At 60.3% G+C, this 20628-nt stretch carries 25 protein-coding genes and 2 tRNA genes; 8 read left to right on the forward strand and 19 right to left on the reverse strand.

The window, feature by feature from the left end; all coding sequences use genetic code 11:
• Nucleotides 1–61 precede the first annotated feature (61 nt).
• The 8 genes from HLUSI_RS0123545 to HLUSI_RS0123580 all read right to left on the reverse strand — a co-directional run bounded on the left by HLUSI_RS0123545 (nucleotide 62) and on the right by HLUSI_RS0123580 (nucleotide 5234).
• A tRNA-Pro gene (locus tag HLUSI_RS0123545) sits at nucleotides 62–138 on the reverse strand.
• Nucleotides 139–216: 78 nt separating this feature from the next.
• Nucleotides 217–624: a hypothetical protein gene (locus HLUSI_RS0123550; RefSeq protein WP_016836274.1), complete on the reverse strand. Its 408-nt coding sequence runs from the start codon at nucleotides 622–624 to the stop codon at nucleotides 217–219.
• Nucleotides 625–698: 74 nt separating this feature from the next.
• Nucleotides 699–1082 carry a DUF427 domain-containing protein gene (locus HLUSI_RS0123555; protein WP_016836275.1) on the reverse strand — a complete coding sequence of 128 codons (384 nt, stop codon included), beginning with the start codon at nucleotides 1080–1082 and terminating at the stop codon, nucleotides 699–701.
• A 139-nt stretch (nucleotides 1083–1221) separates the two neighbouring features.
• Nucleotides 1222–2466, reverse strand: coding sequence for an MFS transporter (locus HLUSI_RS30370; protein WP_016836276.1), 1245 nt, complete (start codon nucleotides 2464–2466; stop codon nucleotides 1222–1224).
• A 272-nt stretch (nucleotides 2467–2738) separates the two neighbouring features.
• Nucleotides 2739–3161 carry an Rrf2 family transcriptional regulator gene (locus tag HLUSI_RS0123565; RefSeq protein WP_040503841.1) on the reverse strand — a complete coding sequence of 141 codons (423 nt, stop codon included), beginning with the start codon at nucleotides 3159–3161 and terminating at the stop codon, nucleotides 2739–2741.
• 84 nt (nucleotides 3162–3245) lie between these two features.
• Nucleotides 3246–3725, reverse strand: coding sequence for an OsmC family protein (locus tag HLUSI_RS0123570; RefSeq protein WP_029363945.1), 480 nt, complete (start codon nucleotides 3723–3725; stop codon nucleotides 3246–3248).
• Nucleotides 3726–3842: 117 nt separating this feature from the next.
• A tRNA-Asn gene (locus HLUSI_RS0123575) sits at nucleotides 3843–3918 on the reverse strand.
• Between the two features lie 92 nt (nucleotides 3919–4010).
• Nucleotides 4011–5234, reverse strand: coding sequence for an amino acid aminotransferase (locus tag HLUSI_RS0123580; protein ID WP_029363946.1), 1224 nt, complete (start codon nucleotides 5232–5234; stop codon nucleotides 4011–4013).
• A 116-nt stretch (nucleotides 5235–5350) separates the two neighbouring features.
• Here HLUSI_RS0123580 and uvrB point away from each other — a divergent pair, with 116 nt between their 5' ends.
• A complete protein-coding gene (gene uvrB, locus HLUSI_RS0123585; RefSeq protein WP_016836280.1) occupies nucleotides 5351–7444 on the forward strand; it encodes an excinuclease ABC subunit UvrB in 2094 nt (697 codons plus the stop codon).
• Between the two features lie 93 nt (nucleotides 7445–7537).
• Complete coding sequence (locus tag HLUSI_RS0123590) at nucleotides 7538–8332, forward strand: uracil-DNA glycosylase family protein (protein WP_016836281.1); 795 nt, start codon at nucleotides 7538–7540, stop codon at nucleotides 8330–8332.
• 454 nt (nucleotides 8333–8786) lie between these two features.
• Here HLUSI_RS0123590 and HLUSI_RS0123595 read toward each other — a convergent pair whose 3' ends face one another.
• The gene (locus tag HLUSI_RS0123595; RefSeq protein WP_029363947.1) at nucleotides 8787–9026 is read right to left on the reverse strand and encodes a hypothetical protein; all 240 of its coding nucleotides are present in this window, start codon (nucleotides 9024–9026) and stop codon (nucleotides 8787–8789) included.
• A gap of 105 nt (nucleotides 9027–9131) precedes the next feature.
• Between HLUSI_RS0123595 and HLUSI_RS0123600 the strand changes: the two genes are divergently transcribed.
• Nucleotides 9132–10064 carry a LysR substrate-binding domain-containing protein gene (locus HLUSI_RS0123600; RefSeq protein ID WP_029363948.1) on the forward strand — a complete coding sequence of 311 codons (933 nt, stop codon included), beginning with the start codon at nucleotides 9132–9134 and terminating at the stop codon, nucleotides 10062–10064.
• Here HLUSI_RS0123600 and HLUSI_RS0123605 read toward each other — a convergent pair.
• From HLUSI_RS0123605 to HLUSI_RS30375, 5 genes are all read right to left on the reverse strand, one after another.
• Nucleotides 10040–10351: a putative quinol monooxygenase gene (locus HLUSI_RS0123605; RefSeq protein WP_016836284.1), complete on the reverse strand. Its 312-nt coding sequence runs from the start codon at nucleotides 10349–10351 to the stop codon at nucleotides 10040–10042. The genes HLUSI_RS0123600 and HLUSI_RS0123605 overlap by 25 nt on opposite strands.
• 103 nt (nucleotides 10352–10454) lie before the next feature.
• A complete protein-coding gene (locus HLUSI_RS0123610) occupies nucleotides 10455–11384 on the reverse strand; it encodes a metal ABC transporter substrate-binding protein (protein WP_029363949.1) in 930 nt (309 codons plus the stop codon).
• 17 nt (nucleotides 11385–11401) lie between these two features.
• On the reverse strand, nucleotides 11402–12283 hold the full coding sequence (locus HLUSI_RS0123615) for a metal ABC transporter permease (protein ID WP_016836286.1): 882 nt from the start codon (nucleotides 12281–12283) through the stop codon (nucleotides 11402–11404).
• The gene (locus tag HLUSI_RS0123620; protein ID WP_016836287.1) at nucleotides 12280–13041 is read right to left on the reverse strand and encodes a metal ABC transporter ATP-binding protein; all 762 of its coding nucleotides are present in this window, start codon (nucleotides 13039–13041) and stop codon (nucleotides 12280–12282) included. Before HLUSI_RS0123620 ends, HLUSI_RS0123615 begins: the two co-directional genes overlap by 4 nt.
• Nucleotides 13042–13043: 2 nt before the next feature.
• Entirely contained in the window at nucleotides 13044–13226 is a 183-nt protein-coding gene (locus HLUSI_RS30375) for a hypothetical protein (protein ID WP_016836288.1), read from the reverse strand.
• Nucleotides 13227–13409: 183 nt separating this feature from the next.
• Here HLUSI_RS30375 and HLUSI_RS0123630 point away from each other — a divergent pair, with 183 nt between their 5' ends.
• The 4 genes from HLUSI_RS0123630 to HLUSI_RS0123645 are packed head-to-tail and all read left to right on the forward strand — an operon-like array spanning nucleotide 13410 to nucleotide 16731.
• The gene (locus tag HLUSI_RS0123630; RefSeq protein WP_016836289.1) at nucleotides 13410–13973 is read left to right on the forward strand and encodes a DUF2796 domain-containing protein; all 564 of its coding nucleotides are present in this window, start codon (nucleotides 13410–13412) and stop codon (nucleotides 13971–13973) included.
• A 25-nt stretch (nucleotides 13974–13998) separates the two neighbouring features.
• Nucleotides 13999–14712 carry an ABC transporter ATP-binding protein gene (locus HLUSI_RS0123635; protein ID WP_016836290.1) on the forward strand — a complete coding sequence of 238 codons (714 nt, stop codon included), beginning with the start codon at nucleotides 13999–14001 and terminating at the stop codon, nucleotides 14710–14712.
• A complete protein-coding gene (locus HLUSI_RS0123640) occupies nucleotides 14709–15977 on the forward strand; it encodes an ABC transporter permease (RefSeq protein WP_016836291.1) in 1269 nt (422 codons plus the stop codon). Before HLUSI_RS0123635 ends, HLUSI_RS0123640 begins: the two co-directional genes overlap by 4 nt.
• Nucleotides 15978–16023: 46 nt before the next feature.
• Complete coding sequence (locus HLUSI_RS0123645) at nucleotides 16024–16731, forward strand: DUF3299 domain-containing protein (RefSeq protein ID WP_016836292.1); 708 nt, start codon at nucleotides 16024–16026, stop codon at nucleotides 16729–16731.
• 742 nt (nucleotides 16732–17473) lie between these two features.
• Here HLUSI_RS0123645 and HLUSI_RS0123650 read toward each other — a convergent pair.
• The 3 genes from HLUSI_RS0123650 to HLUSI_RS0123660 form a co-directional block, all read right to left on the reverse strand.
• Nucleotides 17474–18121 carry a DUF2026 family protein gene (locus HLUSI_RS0123650; RefSeq protein WP_029363950.1) on the reverse strand — a complete coding sequence of 216 codons (648 nt, stop codon included), beginning with the start codon at nucleotides 18119–18121 and terminating at the stop codon, nucleotides 17474–17476.
• Nucleotides 18122–18169: 48 nt separating this feature from the next.
• Nucleotides 18170–18451, reverse strand: coding sequence for a hypothetical protein (locus HLUSI_RS0123655; RefSeq protein WP_016836294.1), 282 nt, complete (start codon nucleotides 18449–18451; stop codon nucleotides 18170–18172).
• A 269-nt stretch (nucleotides 18452–18720) separates the two neighbouring features.
• Nucleotides 18721–19086 carry a hypothetical protein gene (locus HLUSI_RS0123660; RefSeq protein ID WP_016836295.1) on the reverse strand — a complete coding sequence of 122 codons (366 nt, stop codon included), beginning with the start codon at nucleotides 19084–19086 and terminating at the stop codon, nucleotides 18721–18723.
• A 132-nt stretch (nucleotides 19087–19218) separates the two neighbouring features.
• Between HLUSI_RS0123660 and HLUSI_RS30380 the strand changes: the two genes are divergently transcribed.
• Entirely contained in the window at nucleotides 19219–19398 is a 180-nt protein-coding gene (locus HLUSI_RS30380; RefSeq protein WP_040503842.1) for a hypothetical protein, read from the forward strand.
• An 89-nt stretch (nucleotides 19399–19487) separates the two neighbouring features.
• On the opposite strand, the gene HLUSI_RS0123665 is transcribed toward HLUSI_RS30380, so the two are convergent.
• Both HLUSI_RS0123665 and HLUSI_RS34515 read right to left on the reverse strand, forming a co-directional pair.
• Entirely contained in the window at nucleotides 19488–20099 is a 612-nt protein-coding gene (locus tag HLUSI_RS0123665; RefSeq protein ID WP_029363951.1) for a hypothetical protein, read from the reverse strand.
• A 341-nt stretch (nucleotides 20100–20440) separates the two neighbouring features.
• On the reverse strand, nucleotides 20441–20628 hold a 188-nt coding region (locus HLUSI_RS34515), incomplete at its 5' end, for a hypothetical protein (RefSeq protein WP_238534072.1).

Below are 20628 nucleotides of genomic sequence, written 5' to 3' on the forward strand. Positions count from 1 at the left end.
CCGGCGACGCCGATTCAGTGCTGTTTTTCCTTCCGGATTGCTCCGCAAGGTTTGATTCCATTGGTCGGGACGGAGTGATTCGAACACTCGACCCCTTGCACCCCATGCAAGTACGCTACCAGGCTGCGCTACGCCCCGACGAGCCGACAATTATAGCAGAGTGGAATTTGTTTTGTCTCTGCCAACATTCATCGCGACGATTTCACTTGCCTCTGCTTACAGCGACACCGCCGTGGCTTGATCCTTGTCATCCTTGTTTTTCTTGTCTTGCGGGCCCGGCTCCGTGATCGCCAGATTCTGTGCACGCAGCTTGTCGCGGATCAGGCGGAACGCGTCGACGTCGAGCATCGGCGAGGCACTGGGCTGGCGCTTCCTGGCTTTCCTGCCGTCCGGGCTAACCGGCACAGGGATCTGACTGGAGTTCGCAGAGATCTGGGCGAGCTGGTTGTTTTCTTCGATCAGCCTCAATGCGGCAGCGGAGAGCGTGATCTTGTCGAGCTGCGCAGATGGTGCAGCTGATCCAGCGGTGGCGCCCGGGACAACCGCGGTGCTTCCAGTTTTGGTTTCTGCCGCGTTGTCCGCATACGCCGATTGCGGCAAATTGCCGTTTACGCCGATCAACATGCTTGCTCTCGCTGATTATTGTGATCCTCAGGTAACGGCCGCCGCCGCGACATCTTTAATTTCTGCCCGAGCAACTAGGCGACGTCGCGCACCTCAAGCGCATCGACGCGATCCGGGTAGAAAGCGACATAACCCTTGATCGCCGCCACCGCATCATACGGCTCCTCGTAACTCCAGACCGCGTTGACCGAGCGATCAGCGCCCAGCGGGATGCTGTAGTAGGAGCATTCGCCCTTGTAAGGACAGTAGGTCTGGTGATCGGTCCGTTCGAGCAGACTGAAGTCGACGTCTGCACGCGGGATGTAATACACCGGCGGATAACTCGCCTCCTTCAGCGCCAGCGCGGCGCGCGTGTCGGCAATGGTGCGACCGGCCAGCGAGACGACGACGCGCGCCGCGGTCGGCGTGATGGTAATGGGATGATCAGGTCCGGGAACCTTGACGGGTCGCATGCTCATGGAATGACTCCTTACTGGAACGACAATACGGTCAATATGACCATACATGATGATGTGAAAGGCGCTGCGGCGACTAGTTCCGCGTTCGGCGTGACGACTTCACCAATGAAAAAACGTTTCAGCGCACGGGCTTTCGTTGTTACTTGCTTAATATTTCATCAAGCTTCTTGTTGCCCATGCCGAAGCTGGCAATCGCAATCAGGCCCAGCAGGCCCAGTGCGCTGCCCAGCCACAGGGTGGATGGAATGCCCACGGCATCCACCACCACACCGCCGACGAAGGAACCGACGGCGATGGCGACCTGCACGATGCTGACGAACAGCGCCGAACCGGCTTCAGGCAAATCCGGCGACGACAGTTGCAGCCAGATGCTCAGGCACAGCGGGATCGCGCCGAAAGCCACGCCCCAGGCGATCACCATCGCGGTCACGCCGAGTTGCGACGCATGCACCAGCGGCATGGCGAACAGAGCCAGCATCAGCAACACCACCACGGAGAACAACGATGCCTGCAAGTGGCGCGTGACAAAGGCCGAAATAACCAGGTTCGACACGAAGCCGACGAAGCCGAACGCCAGCAGCACCGAAGTGATCAGCGTCAGGCTGAAACCGTTCTGGCCGAGGAAAGGCGCGATATAGGTGTACGACGAAAAATGCGCGCCGAACACCAATGCCACCATCAGCAAGCTCTTGCGCGGATTGCGACGGCTCACCAGCGTGGTCAGATCGCGGAAGCGGATCGCCGCCTTGGACGGCAGCGACGGCAACAGCAAGGTTTGCGCCGCCAGCGCCAGCGCGGCCAGAATACCGGTCGCGATGAACGAAGCGCGCCACGACGACAAGCCGCTGATGAAGGTACCCAGCGGCACGCCGATCACGGTCGCGAACGTCACGCCGCTGAGGATCATCGCGGTCGCCTTGGCTGCATGCTCCTGGCGCACCAGACGGCCGGCGGTCGCCAGCGCCAATGTCCAGAAACCGCCCAGCGCTGCGCCCAGCAGTGCACGGCCGAGCAGCATCACGCCGAACGACGGTGCAAACGCCGACACCAGGTTTGATGCCAGCAACAGCACCGACAGCATCAGCAAGATGAAACGGCGGTTGATGCGCCCTGCTCCGAGCATCAGGCCCGGCGCCGAAATGGCGGCGACCACGCCGGGCGTCGTCACCATCAGGCCGGCGGTGCCCGGCGATACGCCGAGATCATGCGCGATCTGCGGCAACAGGCCGACCGGCAAAAACTCGGTCGTCACAAACGCAAAGGCGCCGGTCGCCACTGCGACCACCGACAACCACGAACGCAAAGGCGAGGCCGCGTTTTCCGCCGCGCTGAGCGGGTCGTGTGCGACACCGGGCGCGTTATTTACCGCGATATTCTTTTCCATTGAAAACTCCTGAATCTGTTTGGCCTTGCGCTACCCCGCGCGTTGGACCGATTGTGTGTGATGTCTTGCGTGTTTCGTCGCCCGTCTTGCAGATGCCCGCCGCTCAAACTGTCTTATTTTTAATGACAGTTTTGAAATAAAAATGAGGACCGTTGACCGATCCTCCTTTTTCGAACATCCCTGTATGTGGCTCTTCGCCTTATCTATGTGCAAGGCCTGATTGTCAACCAATCGGCCTTGTCGTGAATTTCATTGTTGATCCGGCCGGCTTGCTAGTCGCAGATCGTACTGACCAGTTCGGACAGTTTCCTGCCCTTCAATACTTTCAACATCGCGCCTTCGACTTCGGAAATCACCGGATCCAGCGCCATGTCCATGCCGCAACTGACGCGGCAACAAGGATCCTTGGGCCGGGTATTGTGCTTGAGCACCGGCTCTTCTTCCACCGCCTGGTAGATTTCCGCCAGGTTGATTTGCGAGGCCGGCCGCGCCAGCTGCGCGCCGCCGCCCTTGCCTTCCTTGGTCACGACCAGATGCGCCTTCGACAACTTGCGCAGCAATTCGCGTACAAACACCGGATTGGTGTTGACGCTGGTCGCGATGGCGGCAGAGGACAAGAACGCTTCTCCTCCCCGAGTCGCGTGCTCCACGCTGACCAATATGTGTGCCGCCACGGCAAATCGACTCGACTTCATACTGTATTTATATTCGATACAGATAGCGAAGTCAAGCAACTTGTCCGAATATGCTTATGCGCTCATGAAAAAACGCCGACCTGTTCAGGCTTCCGTTGCCGTCGAGGTCGGCACAACCGCAATCTCGGTCAGCACCGAATTGGCCAGAAAGCATTGCTCATGGGCCGCATGATGCAGGGCCTCGTCCTCATCCGGCGTCGGCACGCGGCCGCGGTACGCGATGACCGGCTGCAAGGTCGCCTTGCTGACCATCAGTTTGCCCTTGGCGTTCTTTTCCATCACGGCGCTTGCGCGATCGACATAACTGTCGACCACGAAACCCTGCTTGGCCGCAATCGCCAGGAAAGTCAGCATATGGCAACTCGACAGCGACGCCAGATAGGCCTCCTCCGGATCGACGTTGTCGGCCGAGGAATACGGCAAGGGAACGATATGCGGCGATGACGACGCCGGCACTTCCATGCCCCCATCGAAACGCCAGCGATGCACCCGGCTGTAGCGATTGTCGATGAACGCCTCGTCGCTGCCGCGCACCCACAAGATGGTTGCTTCGATTTCTATCATGCGCAATCTCCGGTCGAAGTGCGCCAGCATACCTGCAAATTTTCGGGGCTGCAGGCGAGCGTTTGGCGCCAGCCAACGAAAAAGCCCCGCACGGATGCGAGGCTTCTTCGAATTTTTTGGCTCCCCGACCTGGACTCGAACCAGGGACCTGCGGATTAACAGTCCGTCGCTCTACCAACTGAGCTATCAGGGAACAGCAGAGAAAAAGATTATGACCGGAATTTTAATTACTGTCAAAACCTTTTTGCATCCCGGCCATTTTCAGGCCGGAATGCACTCCCCGATTCAGAGCACCTTGGCGATGGCGTCAACGACGGCATCGATGTTCTTGGTGTTCAGTGCGGCCACGCAGATGCGGCCGGTGTCGACGGCGTAGATCGAGAACTCATTGCGCAGACGCTCGACTTGCGCCTTGGTCAGGCCCGAGTACGAGAACATGCCGCGTTGCTTGATGACGAAGTCGAAATCGTGCGCAGGCGCTTTTTCTTTCAGCTTCGCAACCAGCAGTTGGCGCATTTCACGGATGCGCACGCGCATCTCGGCAAGTTCGCTTTCCCACAGGGCGCGCAGTTCCGGCGAGGCCAGCGCAGTCGCGACAACCTGACCACCATGGATCGGCGGGTTGGAATAGTTGGTGCGCACCACGCGCTTGAGTTGCGACAGCACGCGGGCTGCTTCTTCATTGGTCGATGCGACGATGCTCAGCGCGCCGACGCGCTCGCCGTACAGCGAGAACGACTTCGAGAACGAGTTCGACACGAACAGCGGACCGCCGGCTTCGGCGAAGCGACGCACGACCTTGCCGTCTTCTTCGATGCCGTCGCCGAAGCCTTGATAGGCCATGTCGAGGAACGGAATCAGGCCGCGCGAGGTCACTACTTCAATGACTTGCGTCCATTGATCGGCGGTCAGGTCGGCGCCGGTCGGATTGTGGCAGCAAGCGTGCAGCAGCACGACCGAGCCGGCCGCCATGGTCTTGAGCGCATCCAGCATGCCGGCGAAGTTTACGCCGCGGGTGGCCGCGTCGTAGTACGGATAGTTGTTGACGGTGAAACCGGCCATCTCGAACAGCGCGCGATGGTTTTCCCAGCTTGGGTCGCTGATCCAGATCTGGGTCGATGCCGGCGAGAAATGTTTGATGAAATCGGCGCCAAGCTTCAGTGCGCCGGTGCCGCCCAGGGCTTGCACGGTGATCGCACGCTTCTCTTGAACAACCGCGCTGTCGGCACCAAATACCAATTCCTGGACTGCCTTGTCGTACGTTGCCAGACCATCGATCGGCAAGTAGGTACGCGGCGCCAGTTTGGCGGCCAGTTCAGCTTCCGCTTTTTTCACGCATTCCAGCAGCGGCACCTTGCCGTTATCGTCGTAATAGACGCCGACGCCGAGGTTGGTTTTGCCTGGATTCTTGTCGGCATTGTATGCATCGGTAATGCCGAGGATAGGGTCGCGGGGCGCCATTTCGATGGCGGTGAAAAGGGAGGAGGAGGCTGAGAGAGGTGCGTTCATCGTGATAACATAAAAAGTTAGCTGCAAACGTAGATTGCAGTCGGGATGGATGCAGGGCAAAGCCGCGAGCCGAGCACCGTTTTGCAACACGTAATTTTACCAAAGGTCGAATGACAATGGCTGATTTATCCCCCGTTTCCGCAGCATCTTCTACGCTCGACGAGAGCAAGTTCCTGACGTTTCCGGATTCACCTTACCGTCTGTACCAGCCCTTCCCGCCTGCCGGCGACCAGCCGGCCGCCATCGACAAGCTGGTCGAAGGGGTACATGACGGTTTGTTCTTCCAGACCTTGCTGGGCGTTACCGGCTCGGGCAAGACATATACGATGGCCAACACCATCGCCCGCCTCGGACGGCCGGCGATCATCTTCGCGCCGAATAAAACGCTGGCGGCGCAGCTTTATAGCGAATTTCGCGAGTTCTTTCCGCAAAATGCGGTGGAATATTTCGTCAGTTACTACGATTACTACCAACCGGAAGCCTACGTCCCGCAGCGCGATCTGTTCATCGAAAAGGATTCCTCGATCAATGAGCACATCGAACAGATGCGCCTGTCGTGCACCAAGTCGCTGATGGAGCGACGCGACGTTGTCATTGTGGCAACGGTATCGGCGATTTACGGTATCGGTAACCCCAACGAATACCACCAGATGATCCTGACCTTGCGCGCCAAGGACAAGGTCAGCCAGCGCGACGTCATCGCGCGCCTGATCCAGATGCAATATTCGCGCAACGAAGTCGATTTCGGCCGCGGCACCTTCCGCGTGCGCGGCGACACCATCGACGTGTTCCCGGCCGAGCATGCCGAGCTGGCGGTGCGCATCGAAATGTTCGACGACGAGATCGACAGCCTGCAATTGTTCGATCCGCTGACCGGCCGCGTGCGCCAGAAGATCCCGCGCTTCACCGTCTATCCGGGTTCGCATTACGTGACGCCGCGCGCGACCGTGCTGCGCGCCATCGAAACCATCAAGGACGAACTGCGCGAACGACTGGAATTTTTCCGCAAGGAAAACAAACTGATCGAAGAGCAACGTCTCGAACAGCGCACCCGCTTCGATATTGAAATGATGACCGAGATCGGCTTCACCAAAGGCATCGAAAACTATTCGCGCCACCTGTCCGGCGCCAAGGCCGGAGATCCGCCGCCGACACTGGTGGACTACCTGCCGCCGGACGCGATCATGTTCCTCGACGAGTCGCACGTGCTGATCGGCCAGTTGAACGGCATGTACAACGGCGACCGCGCGCGCAAGACCAACCTGGTCGACTATGGCTTCCGCTTGCCGTCGGCGCTGGACAACCGGCCGCTCAAGTTCGACGAGTTCCAGGGCAAGATGCGCCAGACCATTTTCGTCTCGGCCACACCGGCGGAATATGAAAACACCCATTCCGACCAGGTGGTCGAGCAAGTGGTGCGCCCGACCGGCCTGGTCGACCCGCTGATTACCGTGCGTCCCGCGACCACGCAGGTCGACGACCTGATGCAGGAAATCACCATTCGCGTGAAGAAGAACGAGCGCGTGCTGGTGACGACGCTGACCAAGCGCATGTCGGAGCAATTGACTGAATTCCTCAGCGATAACGGCATCAAGGTGCGCTATCTGCACAGCGACATCGACACCGTCGAACGCGTTGAAATCATCCGCGACCTGCGCCTCGGCACCTTCGATGTACTGGTCGGCATCAACCTGCTGCGCGAAGGCCTGGATATTCCCGAAGTCTCCCTGGTGGCGATTCTCGACGCCGACAAGGAAGGCTTCCTGCGTTCCGAGCGCAGCCTGATCCAGACCATCGGCCGCGCCGCGCGCAACCTCAACGGCATGGCGATCCTGTACGGCGACAAGGTCACCGATTCGATGCACAAGGCCATCGGCGAAACCGAACGCCGCCGCGCCAAGCAGGTTGCCTTCAACGAAGCCAACGGCATCACGCCGATGGGCATCAAGAAGGAAATCCGCGAACTGATCGATGGCGTCTACAGCCCGCAGGAAGCGCGCGTGGAACTGATGGTGGCGCAGGAACAGGCCAACTACGAGGCCATGAGCGAGAAGCAGGTCAGCAAGGAAATCAAGCGCCTCGAAAAGCTCATGCAGGATCACGCCAAGAACCTGGAATTCGAAAAAGCCGCCAAGGTGCGCGACCAGCTGCATCAGCTCAAGCAGCAATTGTTCGGCGCTGCGGGCGACGATACGGTGGCCGTGGCGTAATTCGCTTCCGTCCTGCAGCATCCCCGCTGCCCGCATCGATTTATGCTGCGGGCAGCTTTTCTTTCCCGATCAACCTTCAGCAATCCTTCACTCATGCCGGCTACCGTTCCTTCCGCCCTGCTCGATCTCTGCGCCACTGCCGATCCATCCTGGCACGCCATCCTGAAAACCGGCCTGCAAGCCATCGCCGACCTCGATTCCGACTATTTGCCGGCGCTGGTGCAAGACGCCACCTACCTGCCGACCGAAGGCCGCATCTTCGCCGCCTTCAAACAGCCGATCGACAAGGTGCGCTACGTACTGGTCGGCGAAGGCCCCTACCCACGCGCCGCCAGCGCCACCGGCGTCTGTTTCATGGATGGCGCGGTCGGCTCGCTATGGTCGGACAAGGGCTTGTCCAAACAGGTCAACCGTGCAACGTCGCTGCGCAACTTCATGAAGATGCTGCTGGTCGCCGACGGTCGCGTGCCGGCCGACAAGACCAGCGGCGGCGCGCTGCTCGACATCGCCGCCAAGGCGCAAGCCGACACCGCCGGCACCATCCAGACGCTGGCCGATCTGCAGGACAACCTGACTGCACAGGGCTTCCTGCTGCTCAACGCCAGCCTGGTGTTCCGCACGCACGTGAAGCCGGTCAAGGATGCCAAAGCCTGGAAGCCGTTCTTTGAAACCGTATTGAAGGGATTGGCGCAGTACGCCGAGGAAAACAAGAAAACACTGCCGACGCTGGTCCTGTGGGGCAAGATCGCCGAGGAGCTGCACGGCTTGAAGATAGTGGAACGCTTCCCGCGCGCGGTGGCGGAGCATCCTTACAATCTGAGCTTCATCGCCCACAGCGGCATGCAGGAGCTGTTCGGCCCCATGCATTTGCTGAAGAAGCGCGCCTGAGTATTTCCTCGGCACGTAAAAGAGCCGGCTCCGGGAATGTCTCCCGGGCCGGCTTTTTTCATTTCAACTACTTCGCGAAGATCTGGTTCATCGAGGGCAAACGCATAGCTTATCGCATTCGTCAAAATCAGGGACGATGCCCCGCCTGCCGATCACGGCATGGGGAAATATGGGACGGATTCACGCCGCCTGCAGCAGGTCCTGCGCAGGCGATGATTGCGGTGTCGAGTCAGAGGGCAGCGATCAGTCTGCTGCGGGTCGTCATATCCCGTGCATGCGGAACGACATCTTGATTGCCGCGAGCCGGGAAGCAGTTCGTTCCGGCTCGGTCTCCAGGGTGGCGCATTTCAGGTTTCAGGGTTGAAACCGGCGCCCATCATTTACATCTCTGGCTTCACTTCAATATTGCAGCTGAATTTCAGCTTGTTTCAGCCGTGACGGCCGCAACGGTAAATCAGAGCTGGGATTGCAGTTCCGACAGAGCGCGCAAATGGCCGCGATCGAGTTCGCGCAAACGGCGTTCCATCTCGGCGTGGTTCGTGACGCCTTCCAGATAAGGAGCATCGTTGAGGTCGAACAGCGCGCCGTCAACAGTCTTGGCCGACGTGCTGAAAGCGCGCTCGACAAAGAACTGGAAAGCTTCCAGCAAACTCTGTAAATTATTAGAAAAACCGGCGGATTGATAGGTAGACATTTTCTTCTCTCACATGAATAACGTTGCATTGATAGTGAGAATAGGGGCTACCCTTCACTTTAAAAAGCAATATTTTCCGACACCTGCATTAGAAAAACTTACACCATGTCCCTTTCCCTGCCGCCCTTGAAGGCGCTTAAAGTATTCGAAGCGGCCGTCCGCACGCGCAGCCTGACGATTGCCGCGCACGAGTTGCACATCACGCACAGCGCAGTCAGCCAGCAAATAAAATTGCTGGAAGAACATTTCGGCCAACCCTTGTTTATCCGCTTGCCGCGTGGCGTGGAAGCAACGGAAGCGGCGCAGGCCTTTTACACGGAGGTGCGCGCCGCGCTTGACCGCATCGCCATGGCGGCGGAGCAACTGACGCTGACCGGCAAGAATCGCATCGTGCGCGTGATTACCGCGCCATCGGTGGCGATGCGCTGGCTGATTCCACGGTTGTCGCAGTTCCAGATCGACAACCCGCGCATCGAGGTGCGCGTGACGACCACCGTCTCCGAGCATTTCGAAGACCTCAAAGCGCCCTTCGACGTGGTGTTGTGGCGCAGCCCGCTGGAGCGCAGCGGCTTTGAATGCGTGCGCTTCCTCGACGACGTGTCGGCGCCGCTGGCTTCGCCGCACTACCTGGAGCTGCATTCGATCACCAAACCGGCGGATCTGCTGCAAGCCTCGCTGATCCACCTGAGCGTGCGTGCGGAAGCCTGGCAGCAATGGCTGATCAAGGCCGGCGTGCCGGTGAAGAAGAAATTGCCGGGGACCAGTTACGAGCACTTTTTCCTGAGCTTGCAGGCGGCCTCGACTGATCTGGGGATTGCGATGGGATCGCTGGCGCTGGTGGACGACGACTTGTCGCACGGTCGCCTGCGTCAGCTGTTTCCGGAAGTGGTGTTGCACGGCCAGGGCTTCCACATGTTGCACCGTACCGGCGAAACCAATGGCAATGCCCTCAAGACCTTCATTGCGTGGCTGATGCAGATGGGCGTTGCATCAGCCTACGATCCCGACAAGCGTTACTCGGCCGATTCAACGATGTGAACCGCGCGATTGGCGATCAGGTCTTTTGACTTGTCGCGGTAGTCGAGCATGTGCGGTTGGGTGAAGTGGACCTTGAGCGCCTCGGCGCTTTCCCATTTTTCGATGAAGGCGAAGGTGTCCGGGCCGAGTTCGGCCTGGGCGCCGCCGAAGCCGGGCACGTCGATGACCGGACCGTAATCGATACAGCCCTGTTCGGCGCGGACGGCGGCCAGATTGGCGCGCACCAGTTTCAGCAGTTCTTCGCGTTTGCCGGGCTTGGCGGTAATGATTGCGACTACGTGGATCATCTTGTCATCTCCTGTTGTTGTGAGGGAAAACGACAAGCATACGCGAAGTTGCGCAGACGTGACGGCGCTCTCCTTCAGGCGTCGTCACGGGGTCAACCGCGGATCAGTTCAGCTTCATCTGCGCCAGCAACTGTTCGATGTTGTAGCGCATCAGTTTCAGATAGGTCGGCGCAGGACCATTGGCCTGCGACAGCGCATCCGCATACAGCTTGCCGCCCAGCGTGACGCCGGCTTCCTTGCCGATCTGTTGCAGCAGCTTGGGACTGCTCATGTTCTCGATGAAAACGGCGCGGATTTTTTCCTTGCGGATCTGGCGGATCAGGTTGGCGACTTCCTTCGCGCTCGGCTCGCTGTCGGTCGACACGCCCTGCGGCGCCAGGAAGCGCACCTGGTAATGCGCGCCGAAATATTCGAAGGCGTCATGCGAAGTAATCACCTTGCGCTTGGCCGGCGGGAACTGCGCGAACTGCCGCATGGCCCAGCGGTCCAGCTCGGTCAGCGCAGCGATGTAAGCATCGCCGTTCTTGCGATACAGCACGGCGCCGGACGGATCGAGCTTGCTCAGCGCGGCGACGATGTTTTGCGTGTAGATCACGACATTGGCGGGATTCTGCCAGGCGTGCGGATCGTTCTTGCCGTGATGGTGCTCATGTCCGTCATGATCGTCATGGTCATGCTCGTCCTCGACACGGTCGCGCACTGCGATGCCCTTCGACGCCACCACGATGTCGCCGCGATAGTTGGCCGACTGAGTCACGCGGTCCATCCAGCCTTCAAAGCCGAGGCCGTTGACGATCACCAGTCTGGCGCGCGCCACCGATTTGATATGGTCGGGAGCCGGCTGGAACACGTGTGCATCCTGGTCGGGACCGACCAGGGTGGTGACGGTGATGCGATCGCCGCCGATGTTGGCGACGATGTCGCCAAGGATGCTGAAGCTGGCCACTACCGGCAAGCGAGCGTCCCCGGCGGATGCGCCCTGAACGGCCAACATGGCTGCGATCGAAAAAAAGACCTGGCGAAACAGTTTCACGGCGACTCCCAAAATGATTAAGCGCGCAGATGCGGCCGGCGCAGGATGCGCGGCAACCAGCCGCGCGGGGCAAAGATCAAAGACAGGAAATAGAAGCCGCCGGCGCACACGATGATCACCGGCCCGGACGGCACCGAGGCGTAATACGACAACATCAGCCCGGCGTAGCCGGCCAGCGCGGCCTGCACGGCGCTGTTGACCAGCTGCGCCGGCAAGGTGTCGTGCCACAGCCGCGCCGATACCGCCGGCAACATCATCAGGCCGACCGCCATCAGCGTACCCAATGTCTGGAACGAAGCCACCAGGTTCAGCACCACCAGCATCAGGAACAATTGCTGGTACACCGTATTGCGCCCGCCGCTGGCGGCCAGGTAGGACGGATCGAAACTTTCCAGCAAGAGGCCGCGATACAAACCCGCCATCAGCAGCACGCTCAGGCTGGACACGCCGGCCACCAGCAGCAGGCCTTCGGTGTCGACGCCGAGCACGTTGCCGAACAGGATGTGCAGCAGATCAAGCTGGGTGCCGTGCCCGGAGATCATGATCACGCCGAGCGCCAGCGCTACCACGTAGACCGCGGCCAGACTGGCGTCTTCCTTGAGTTCGGTGTGACGGCTGATCCAGCCCGCCAGCGCCACCACGACCACCCCCGCCAGGAAGCCGCCGATGCTCAGCGCCGGCAGCGACAGGCCGAAGAAAATGAAACCGGCGGCCACGCCCGGCAACACCGCGTGGCTCAGCGCTTCGCCGAACAGGCTCATGCGGCGCAGCGTCAGCATCACGCCCAGCGGCGCACTCGACAACGCCAGCGCCAGCGTCGCCACCAGCGCACGGCGCATGAAGGCGAATTCCTGGAACGGCGCGATCGCGAATTGATAAAAATCGTGGAGCAGCGTCATCGCGGCGCACTCCTTTCATCGCCAACATCGACTGCACACAGCGGCGCATGCTCGTCGACCGCTTCGGCCATGGAGCGTGCGCGGTGCAGGTTTTCATGGCACAGCACGCCTTCGGTCTCGCCCCAGGCGACCACATTGCGCGCCAGCAGCAGCGATTGCGGGAACGCCTTGCGCACCTGGTCGTAGTCGTGCAGCACGGCGATCACCGTGCGCTGCTCGGCGTGCCAGGACTGGATGATGCGCAGCAAATCGCTGGTGGTCCGGGTATCGATGGCGTTGAACGGCTCGTCCAGCAGAATCAGCTCGGCGTCCTGCAGCAGAATCCGCGCAAACAGCACGCGCTGGAACTGCCCCACCGACAGGCTGGTGATGGCGCGCTGCGCGAAGCCGTCGAGTCCGACCGCGGCCAATGCCTCTTCCGCGCGTTGCAGCATGTCGCGACTCATGCGACGGAACAGCCCGGCGCGCGACCAGTAGCCCAGCAACACGCAATCGAGCACCGAGATCGGGAAACTGCGATCGATCTCGGCCTGCTGCGGCAGATAGGCGATGCGCCCGGCCGCCAGGTGCGTGACGACGCGGCCGCTGTTGCAGCGGACCTGGCCCATGACGGTTTTCAGCAGCGTGCTCTTGCCGGCGCCGTTGGGGCCGACAATGGCGGTCAGCGAACCGCGCTTGAACTCCCCGCTGACGTGATGCAAGGCGGGATGGCGGCGGTAGGTGACGGTGAGGTTTTCCAGCGAGATGGCGACCGGCATGTTCAATCCCCTCCCAAAGCCCACAGCACGCCCAGCCACAGCAGCAGGCACACGGGCGCGACCAGCAGCACGCGCTGCCACCACGGCAGCGCAAGCACGCTGGTTTGTTGAATGAGACGGGAGAACATGGGCACGGGTTTTTCTTGTTGGTGATTGCTGGGTCCGGTCAATTTCTTGCCGGTCAATCAAGGCAAAAATTAAGCTGCAACCGAGTTGCAATTCGGTGAAAAATTGGAATTATAATGCAACATTGTTGCAAGATGTGACAAAGCCCCAAGAAATCCTTCAACCCGGTCAAAATGCAGCCCGGGACTGCTTTCCGCTTTGCGAATCGTCCCGCGCAGCTCTCCTGTAGAAAGATCACGCCCATGTATCCTCGCTTCCGCCACACAATCGCCCTCGTTGCCCTGCTGTCCTCCGCCTCGCTGCTCCACGCCCATGAAGCGCACGTCCACGGCGTCGGCAAGCTCGACGTCGTGCTCGACGGCCAGGCGTTGTCGCTGCACCTCGATTCGCCGCTGGTCAACCTGGTCGGCTTCGAACATGCCGCCAACAGCGCAAAGGACAAGGCCGCCGTCCAGGCCATGACAAGAACCTTGCGTGGCACCGGCACCGGCGCCGTGTTCGTCGCCAGTCCGTCAGCAGAATGCAAGCTCAGTGGAGTCAAATTGGAGTCCGCCGCGCTTGATCCGGCGTTGTTGGGTGAACCTGCCGCGGCCAAACCGGCGGCGCAAGCCGGCCATGACGGTCACGCCGATCTCGACGCCGACTTCACGTTCCGCTGCGCCCATCCGGAACGGCTGCAGAAAATCGAGGTCCGCCTGTTCGATACGTTCAAGGGCTTCAACAGCATCGACGTGCAACTGGTCACGGGCAAGCGCCAGGGTGCTGCCAAACTGACGCCGGCCGCCAACAGCATCGCCGTCCCCTAATTTTTCAGCCAGCAAACATCACCATATGAGCGACGCCGCCATCGCCTTGCGCGACATCACCTTCACCTGGCCCGGCCAGAAAACGCCGACGCTGGCGCTGGACCGGTTCGAGGTGCAGGCGCGCGAGCAAGTCTTCGTCAGCGGCCCCAGCGGCAGCGGCAAGAGCACCTTGCTGGCGCTGATCGGCGGCATCAGCAGCGCCCAGGCCGGCAGCGTCGCCATCCTCGGCCAGCCGCTGGAGGCGTTGCCGGCATCGCGGCGCGATCGTTTCCGCGTCGACCATATCGGTTTCATCTTCCAGCAATTCAATCTGATTCCTTATCTCTCGATCCTCGACAACGTGCTGCTGCCCTGCCAGTTCTCGGCCTATCGCAAGCAGCGCGCGCTACAGCAAGGCGCGAACCTCACCGCCGCCGCCCAGGCCCTGCTGGCGGCGCTGGATCTGGCGCCAAGCCTGTGGCAACGCCCGGTCACCCAGCTCTCCATCGGCCAGCAGCAACGGGTGGCGGCAGCGCGGGCCTTGATCGGACGACCTGAGATCATCGTGGCCGACGAGCCGACCTCGGCGCTCGACAGCGACCGCCAGCAGGCTTTCCTGAACCTGATCCGGCACGAGTGCGAACAGGCCGGCGCCAGCCTGGTGTTTGTCAGTCACGACCAGCGCCTGGCCGAACGCTTCGATCGCTGTATCGCGCTCAACGACATCAACCGCTGCGCTGGTGCGGAGGAATCGGCATGAGCTTCCTGTTCCGCCTGGCCGCGCGCAGCGCCTGGAATCGCCGCTATACGCTGGGCCTGATGCTGCTGGCAATCGCGCTGTCGAGCGCCATGCTGCTCGGCATCGAGCGCGTGCGCCATGAAGTGCGCGACAGTTTTTCGCAATCGGTGTCGGGCACGGACCTGGTGGTCGGCGCCCGCACCAGCCCGGTCCAGCTGATGCTGTACGCGATCTTCCGCATCGGCGGCGCCACCAACAACATGGGCTGGGACAGCGCGCAAAAGCTGGCGAAGAATCCCGCCGTGGCCTGGACCATTCCGCTGTCGCTGGGCGATTCGCATCGCGGCTTCCCGGTGCTGGCGACCAATGGCGACTATTTCAAACATTTTCATTACGGCGACGGTCAGCCGCTGCAACTCGGCGAAGGCCGCGTCTTCGGCAGCGTCTTTGAAACCGTACTCGGCGCGGAGGTGGCGCAGCGCCTGCACTACAAGCTGGGCGACCGCATCGTGCTGAGCCACGGCATGGGCAGCCTGCACCTGACCGACCACGCGGACAAACCGTTCACCGTCACCGGCATCCTGGCGCGCACCGGCACGCCGGTCGACCGCACCGTGCATATCGGACTCGACGCGATGGAAGCGATCCACCTCGACTGGGAAGGTGGAGCCCCCTTGCCGGGCGTGCATATCCCGGCCGAATTCGTGAAGAAGTTCAACCTCACGCCCACCAGCATCACCGCTGTGCTGGTGGGCCTGAAGAGCCGCGCGCGGGTGTTCGCCCTGCAGCGCGAAATCGCCAGCGGCCAGGGCTACAAGGAACCGCTGATGGCGGTGCTGCCGGGCGTGGCGCTGGACGAATTGTGGCAAGTGGTCGGCATTGGCGAAAATGCCTTGCTGGTGGTATCGGGCATGGTTGTCATCGTCGGCCTGGCCGGGCTGGTGTCGGCGATTCTGGCGAGCCTGGGCGAACGGCGGCGCGAATTGGCGGTGCTGCGCTCGGTAGGCGCGCGACCGGGCGACGTGTTCTTGCTGCTGGCGCTGGAAGGACTGGCGGTGATGCTGGCCGGCGTGGTGCTGGGCGCGGTCCTGCTGACGCTGGCGCTGTTCGCGCTGGGCCCCTTCCTGAGCGCACAATTTGGCGTAACATTGCATCCTGCCTTGCCGGCTGCGGGCGAGTTGCAGTTGCTGGGCTGGACCGTCCTCGCCGGCTTTGTCGCCAGCCTGCTGCCTGGCCTGCGCGCCTACCGGCTGAGCCTGGCCGACGGCCTGACGCCCCGGATTTGAATTTGATTTCGCGGTCCCGATACCGCAACTTTGACGAAGCAACATCATGAAAAGCATTGCCTGGATAGGCGGCATCGTGGCCGCCGGATTACTGGTCGGTTACTCGGTGCACCTGGCGGCGACGCCGAACGCGCCCAAGGCCGCACCCGTTGCCGAAGCGCCCGCGCCCGCTGCAGCAGCAGCTCCGTACTCCGACAACGCCCAATACAAGGTCGGCGACCACCTGCAACAGGCGCCCGACCTGCAAAAGACGCCTTACAAGCCATCCGGCAAGAGCGATGGCGGCTTCCGCGAAATCGCCTGGGAGTCGCTCATGCCGAAGGACTGGGACGCCATGGCGCCGTTCAAGGGCCTGAAGCTGGACAAGATGGAAGACGGCGACCCGCGCGCCATGGAAGCGCTGTGGAAAGCCAAGAAATACTGGAAGAACGCGCCCGTCGATCCGTCCATGAACGGCGCGGCGATCCGCATCCCCGGCTTCGTCGTCTCATTGGAGCGGGAAGGCGAGGCCTTGAAGGAATTCCTGCTGGTGCCGTATTTCGGCGCCTGCATCCACGTGCCGCCGCCGCCGGCCAACCAGATCATCCACGTGCACAGCAACAAGCCGGTCAAGAATACCCGCACCATGGATGCAGTCTGGATCAGCGGCGTGCTGAAGATCGAGCGTTCCGACACGATGATGGGCAGCGCCGGCTACAGCATGAGCTCGGTCAAGGTGGAGCCGTATACGGATGGCGCCCCTCAGGGCGGCTGAAGCAAGCTGGAACAGGATGGATAACGCGAATTTGCTGTGGATTTGTCGGGAAGTTATCCCCACATTTTGGTAGCAAGCCTGTGGATAAGCACTGGAGAACTTACTTAAGTCGTTGATAACAAGGGAAATTCCATTCCTGGTTATTCTTGAGCAAGTTGGAGGCAAGGACGCACCCCGCGCCGCCGGGCTGGATCACCAGCAGGGAGATTGGCGGCTTCCATGACGTGTGCGTGCAGCCGGGTTACGACGCCACTATCCGGCATTGGCTACTAAATCGACTGCTAACCGACACTGCCGCAGCATATTCACCATGTGCAGCAGTACAAAATTCTGAGCAAAAAAAACCTGCGATACGTCTGTATCGCAGGTGAATCTAAAGCAAGTTTAGAGGAGACGAACGAGATTCTATCGACAACGTATGACGGCTTTGTGACACTCAAAAAAGGTTTTGCAGATTCCTGAATCTCGCCGCAACCATAATTGGGATGGTTGCCACTGTCATCAACAAGTCACAAAGCCAGCTTATCCTGTCTACTCTTTCGCGATACATGCAACCGATATGCATGATTGCACGGTGTGCCGGACCAATCGTCCGGTGCACCACTCCCGCCCTTCTCCTCTGCTCCTGCTTCCCCTCAAGACGACTACTACAGTTCACTTCCCCAAGTGCTGTACGTACTTCTGCTGCTACTCTTGCTGCTACTTCCCCTCTCCCCCAAATTCATATGCCTGACTGCTGCCGTCACCAGGCGCCGGTGACCTGCAAGCGGCTCAGCGTCATCCTGGTGCCGTCACCTTCGGCGTTCTGCATGACCAGACCGCTGCCCAGCTCCTTCGGCGGCTTCTGATACCAGTCCATGCACACCTGCGAAAGATTGCTCAGCGCCGGCTTGTTCATGAACTGCTGCAACAACTCCCGCGTCAGCGCCAGGTTCGGCTCCAGCCGGAAGTCGCCCAGTGCGCTCAATGCCGTCGGCGACGCCGCCATGCGCGCCAGGTCCTTCTGGAACATCTGTCGCGGCACCGCCATCGGATGGCCCGCGTCTTCCAGCAATTCTTCAAATACCGGCGCCATGAAGTCCAGCGCATAACCGTCGCATTGCACCCAGCAGTGGAACGCGTCGCTGTTGCTGTCGACCTTGTCGCCGTCCAGCGTACCGAACGACAAGGCGCCGCTGCCATCTTTACTGATCAGGAAGAACGCCGCACCGGCGACCGGGAAGGCATTCTTCTTGTAAAACTTTTTCAATATCTGCGCCGCGGTGACGCTGAAGAAAAAACTCGCGGCAGGGATATTGGCGTCGACACTATCGAGTACCGAGTGAATGACGCGAAAAATACGTTGGTAATCCGCAAGCGGGATGAGGGGGCGAATGTTTGATGATTTCATCCGCGTATTTTCTCATACCGCATGCGCGCCGAGCCGGGTCAGCTCCGTTCAGGCCGCATTCTTGCCGGTCGCATCCGCATCGTTGCCGCGCAGGAAGCATGCGCAGTTGACGTCATGGTGCACCGAGCAGACGGTCAGTTCGCGCAGCCGATCCGATTTTTCGTGATCGGCCGAGAGCATGCGCAGGCGCTCACGGGACATCTTCATTTCACGCTTGTTCCATTCGCAATCGGCACGGATGAACAAGTACATCAGCAACATGCAGAAACCCAGGTAAGTGACGAACATCAGGGCGATGTCGTTGGGCACTGTTTCGACGATGAATTGCATATGACCTCCGTTGGCTTGATTACGTAGAAGGTCTGTTGTCGCTGGGCTGTCGCCGCGTTGCAAACCGTCTGTCCATGGAGTGCATCATAGACACGCAGACGGCCGCAATCTATCGGGGAATTCCCTAGGTCCGCACGGCATTGTGGCCGGTGCGATACAAGAACAAAAACGAGGAGGAAACGGAGGGCAGAAACGAGATCGGGAACAGATGTTCCCGTAGAGGAGATACGGCTGCTGCGCCCCGCGATCGAGGCGTCAACATCAACCCATCAGCGCGACTGGGCGTCGATATCGGCCAGCGATTCGCGGCCGCGCTGGGTGATTTCGAACTGCTTGCCGCCTTCCCTGGCGACGATGTGTCCCTTGCGAACGAGGAAGATCGCGACGTCGGCGTCGACTACCGCTTCGGCATCCGCTTCCAGGCCGCGCAAGGCTTCGATGCAGCGATAGATGAACAGCGTCTGCAAGCCCTTTTCCGTCAGCGCCAGATGGCCTTCGCGTGTGTATTCGAGCATCTTGATGCCGGTCAGGCGCTTGGTGTTGCGCGCCACGCAGGCACTCGGGCGGCCGCGATGTTCCTTGCGGCTGATCTGACCGAGGGCGTCAAATTCATCTTTGGTCAAATCATTGCTCATTGCTGCGTTCTCCAGGTAGGGCTTGCCATATGCGGGCATCCGAACGGACGCCCCGGCCGCCATGGTACGCGCGAAACGCCATTCTGCCCAGACTTGACCGCCGGGTTACCCACAACGCCTGTGAACAGCCCTGTGGACAAGCTGTGGGGCATGGTCGCAATCCCTTGCGGCAACTGCCCCGGCGACAGATTGATTATTTATTGGGCGGCAACTGGAAAGATGGGTGAAAAAAAACCCGCCGGGCGCGGGCCAGGCGGGTTCAATCTCAAAAACTTCTTCCAGGAGGTTATTGAGGAGACATCAGCACTTTAAAGCGAAAACATGCGCATGGAAACGATCAATATCGTATTCGCTTATTCCATGGCGGCATAACAATCCTGCCCCTGCCTCCTGCCTCCCGCTTACATCGGCGGCTTGACGCCATCCTTCTCAATCACGAAACGTCCGGCCTTCCACTCTTCGCCGCTGCGCGACGCCACCACAAATACCGCCAGGCCAGGTTTCAAGTCCTGCACCGTGGCCGGCACGAAGGTCACGACCGGCACATCCTTCGGCACCTGGATCTTGATGTTCTTGCCCTGGTAGGTCAGTTCGAGATCACGACCTGCATTGCCCGACACCACCGCCGAGACGGTGGCGTTGGTCATGCTGCTGCCCGGCAGCAGATCCCAGTCATAGTGCCCTTCACCGGAGCCGCGCGCTTCTTCGGGAAACACCACCACTTCCAGCGCCTCGATGCCGCCGTTGGCGGTAGGCTTGCCGGCCGTGCCGATAAAGCTGCCCTGCTTGATCGACGCCAGTTCGAGCGCCTTGACCGAGGAATAACGCGTGGCGTCGTTCAGTTCCAGCTTCAGTTTCTTCCCTTCGCGCGTCAGTACGTCAACGCTATTGCTGCCGACTGCGGCGACGGTGCCGCGGATCCTGCCGGGCGCGGCGTTCTGCGCCTGGACCAACACGGGCAACGCCAATGCGGCAACGGCGAACAATGACAACAACCTGGAGCGACTCGACATGATGATTCCTTCGGTGAGAGAAAAAATGAGTCTAGCACCGAGGCGGAAACGCTGCCGACGCGCCCATATGTGCGCATTTCGTCTCATGCCGGCCACGCCGGAAGCTCCCCACGCCTCTCGGTCGCGCGCCGTGCCGCCCGGCTCTCGTGATTCGTTTTTGAGCCGGACCTGCCCACCCGGCATTCAGCCATCGACAAACTGACAGGCAAAATATTTACAAAACAAAAAATTAAGTTATTTGCGAAGACGACCGGACAAATATTGAATTTTGAGAAAATAACTATCTAGAAAATCTCAAATTTATTCGATATGAATCGCCGTGCGGATTTGCAAGAATGCAGTCAAGTCACTCGCATCCCTATCGGTTCCGGCGCATGAAGCCTCTCCTCTTCAGGCGCCATCGCAAGGTCGGAGACCATGTCTCCGGCGGTCAGGTTTTTCGGGGGAGTGACGAGCTTTCCCGGTGCCGGTTCCCCTGGCACCGGGTTTTTTTTTTTTTTTAATGGGGGTTGCTTTATTGCAGGGGGGA

Origin of the sequence: Herbaspirillum lusitanum P6-12 (assembly GCF_000256565.1) — a bacterium.
GTDB classification, from domain to species: domain Bacteria; phylum Pseudomonadota; class Gammaproteobacteria; order Burkholderiales; family Burkholderiaceae_D; genus Herbaspirillum; species Herbaspirillum lusitanum.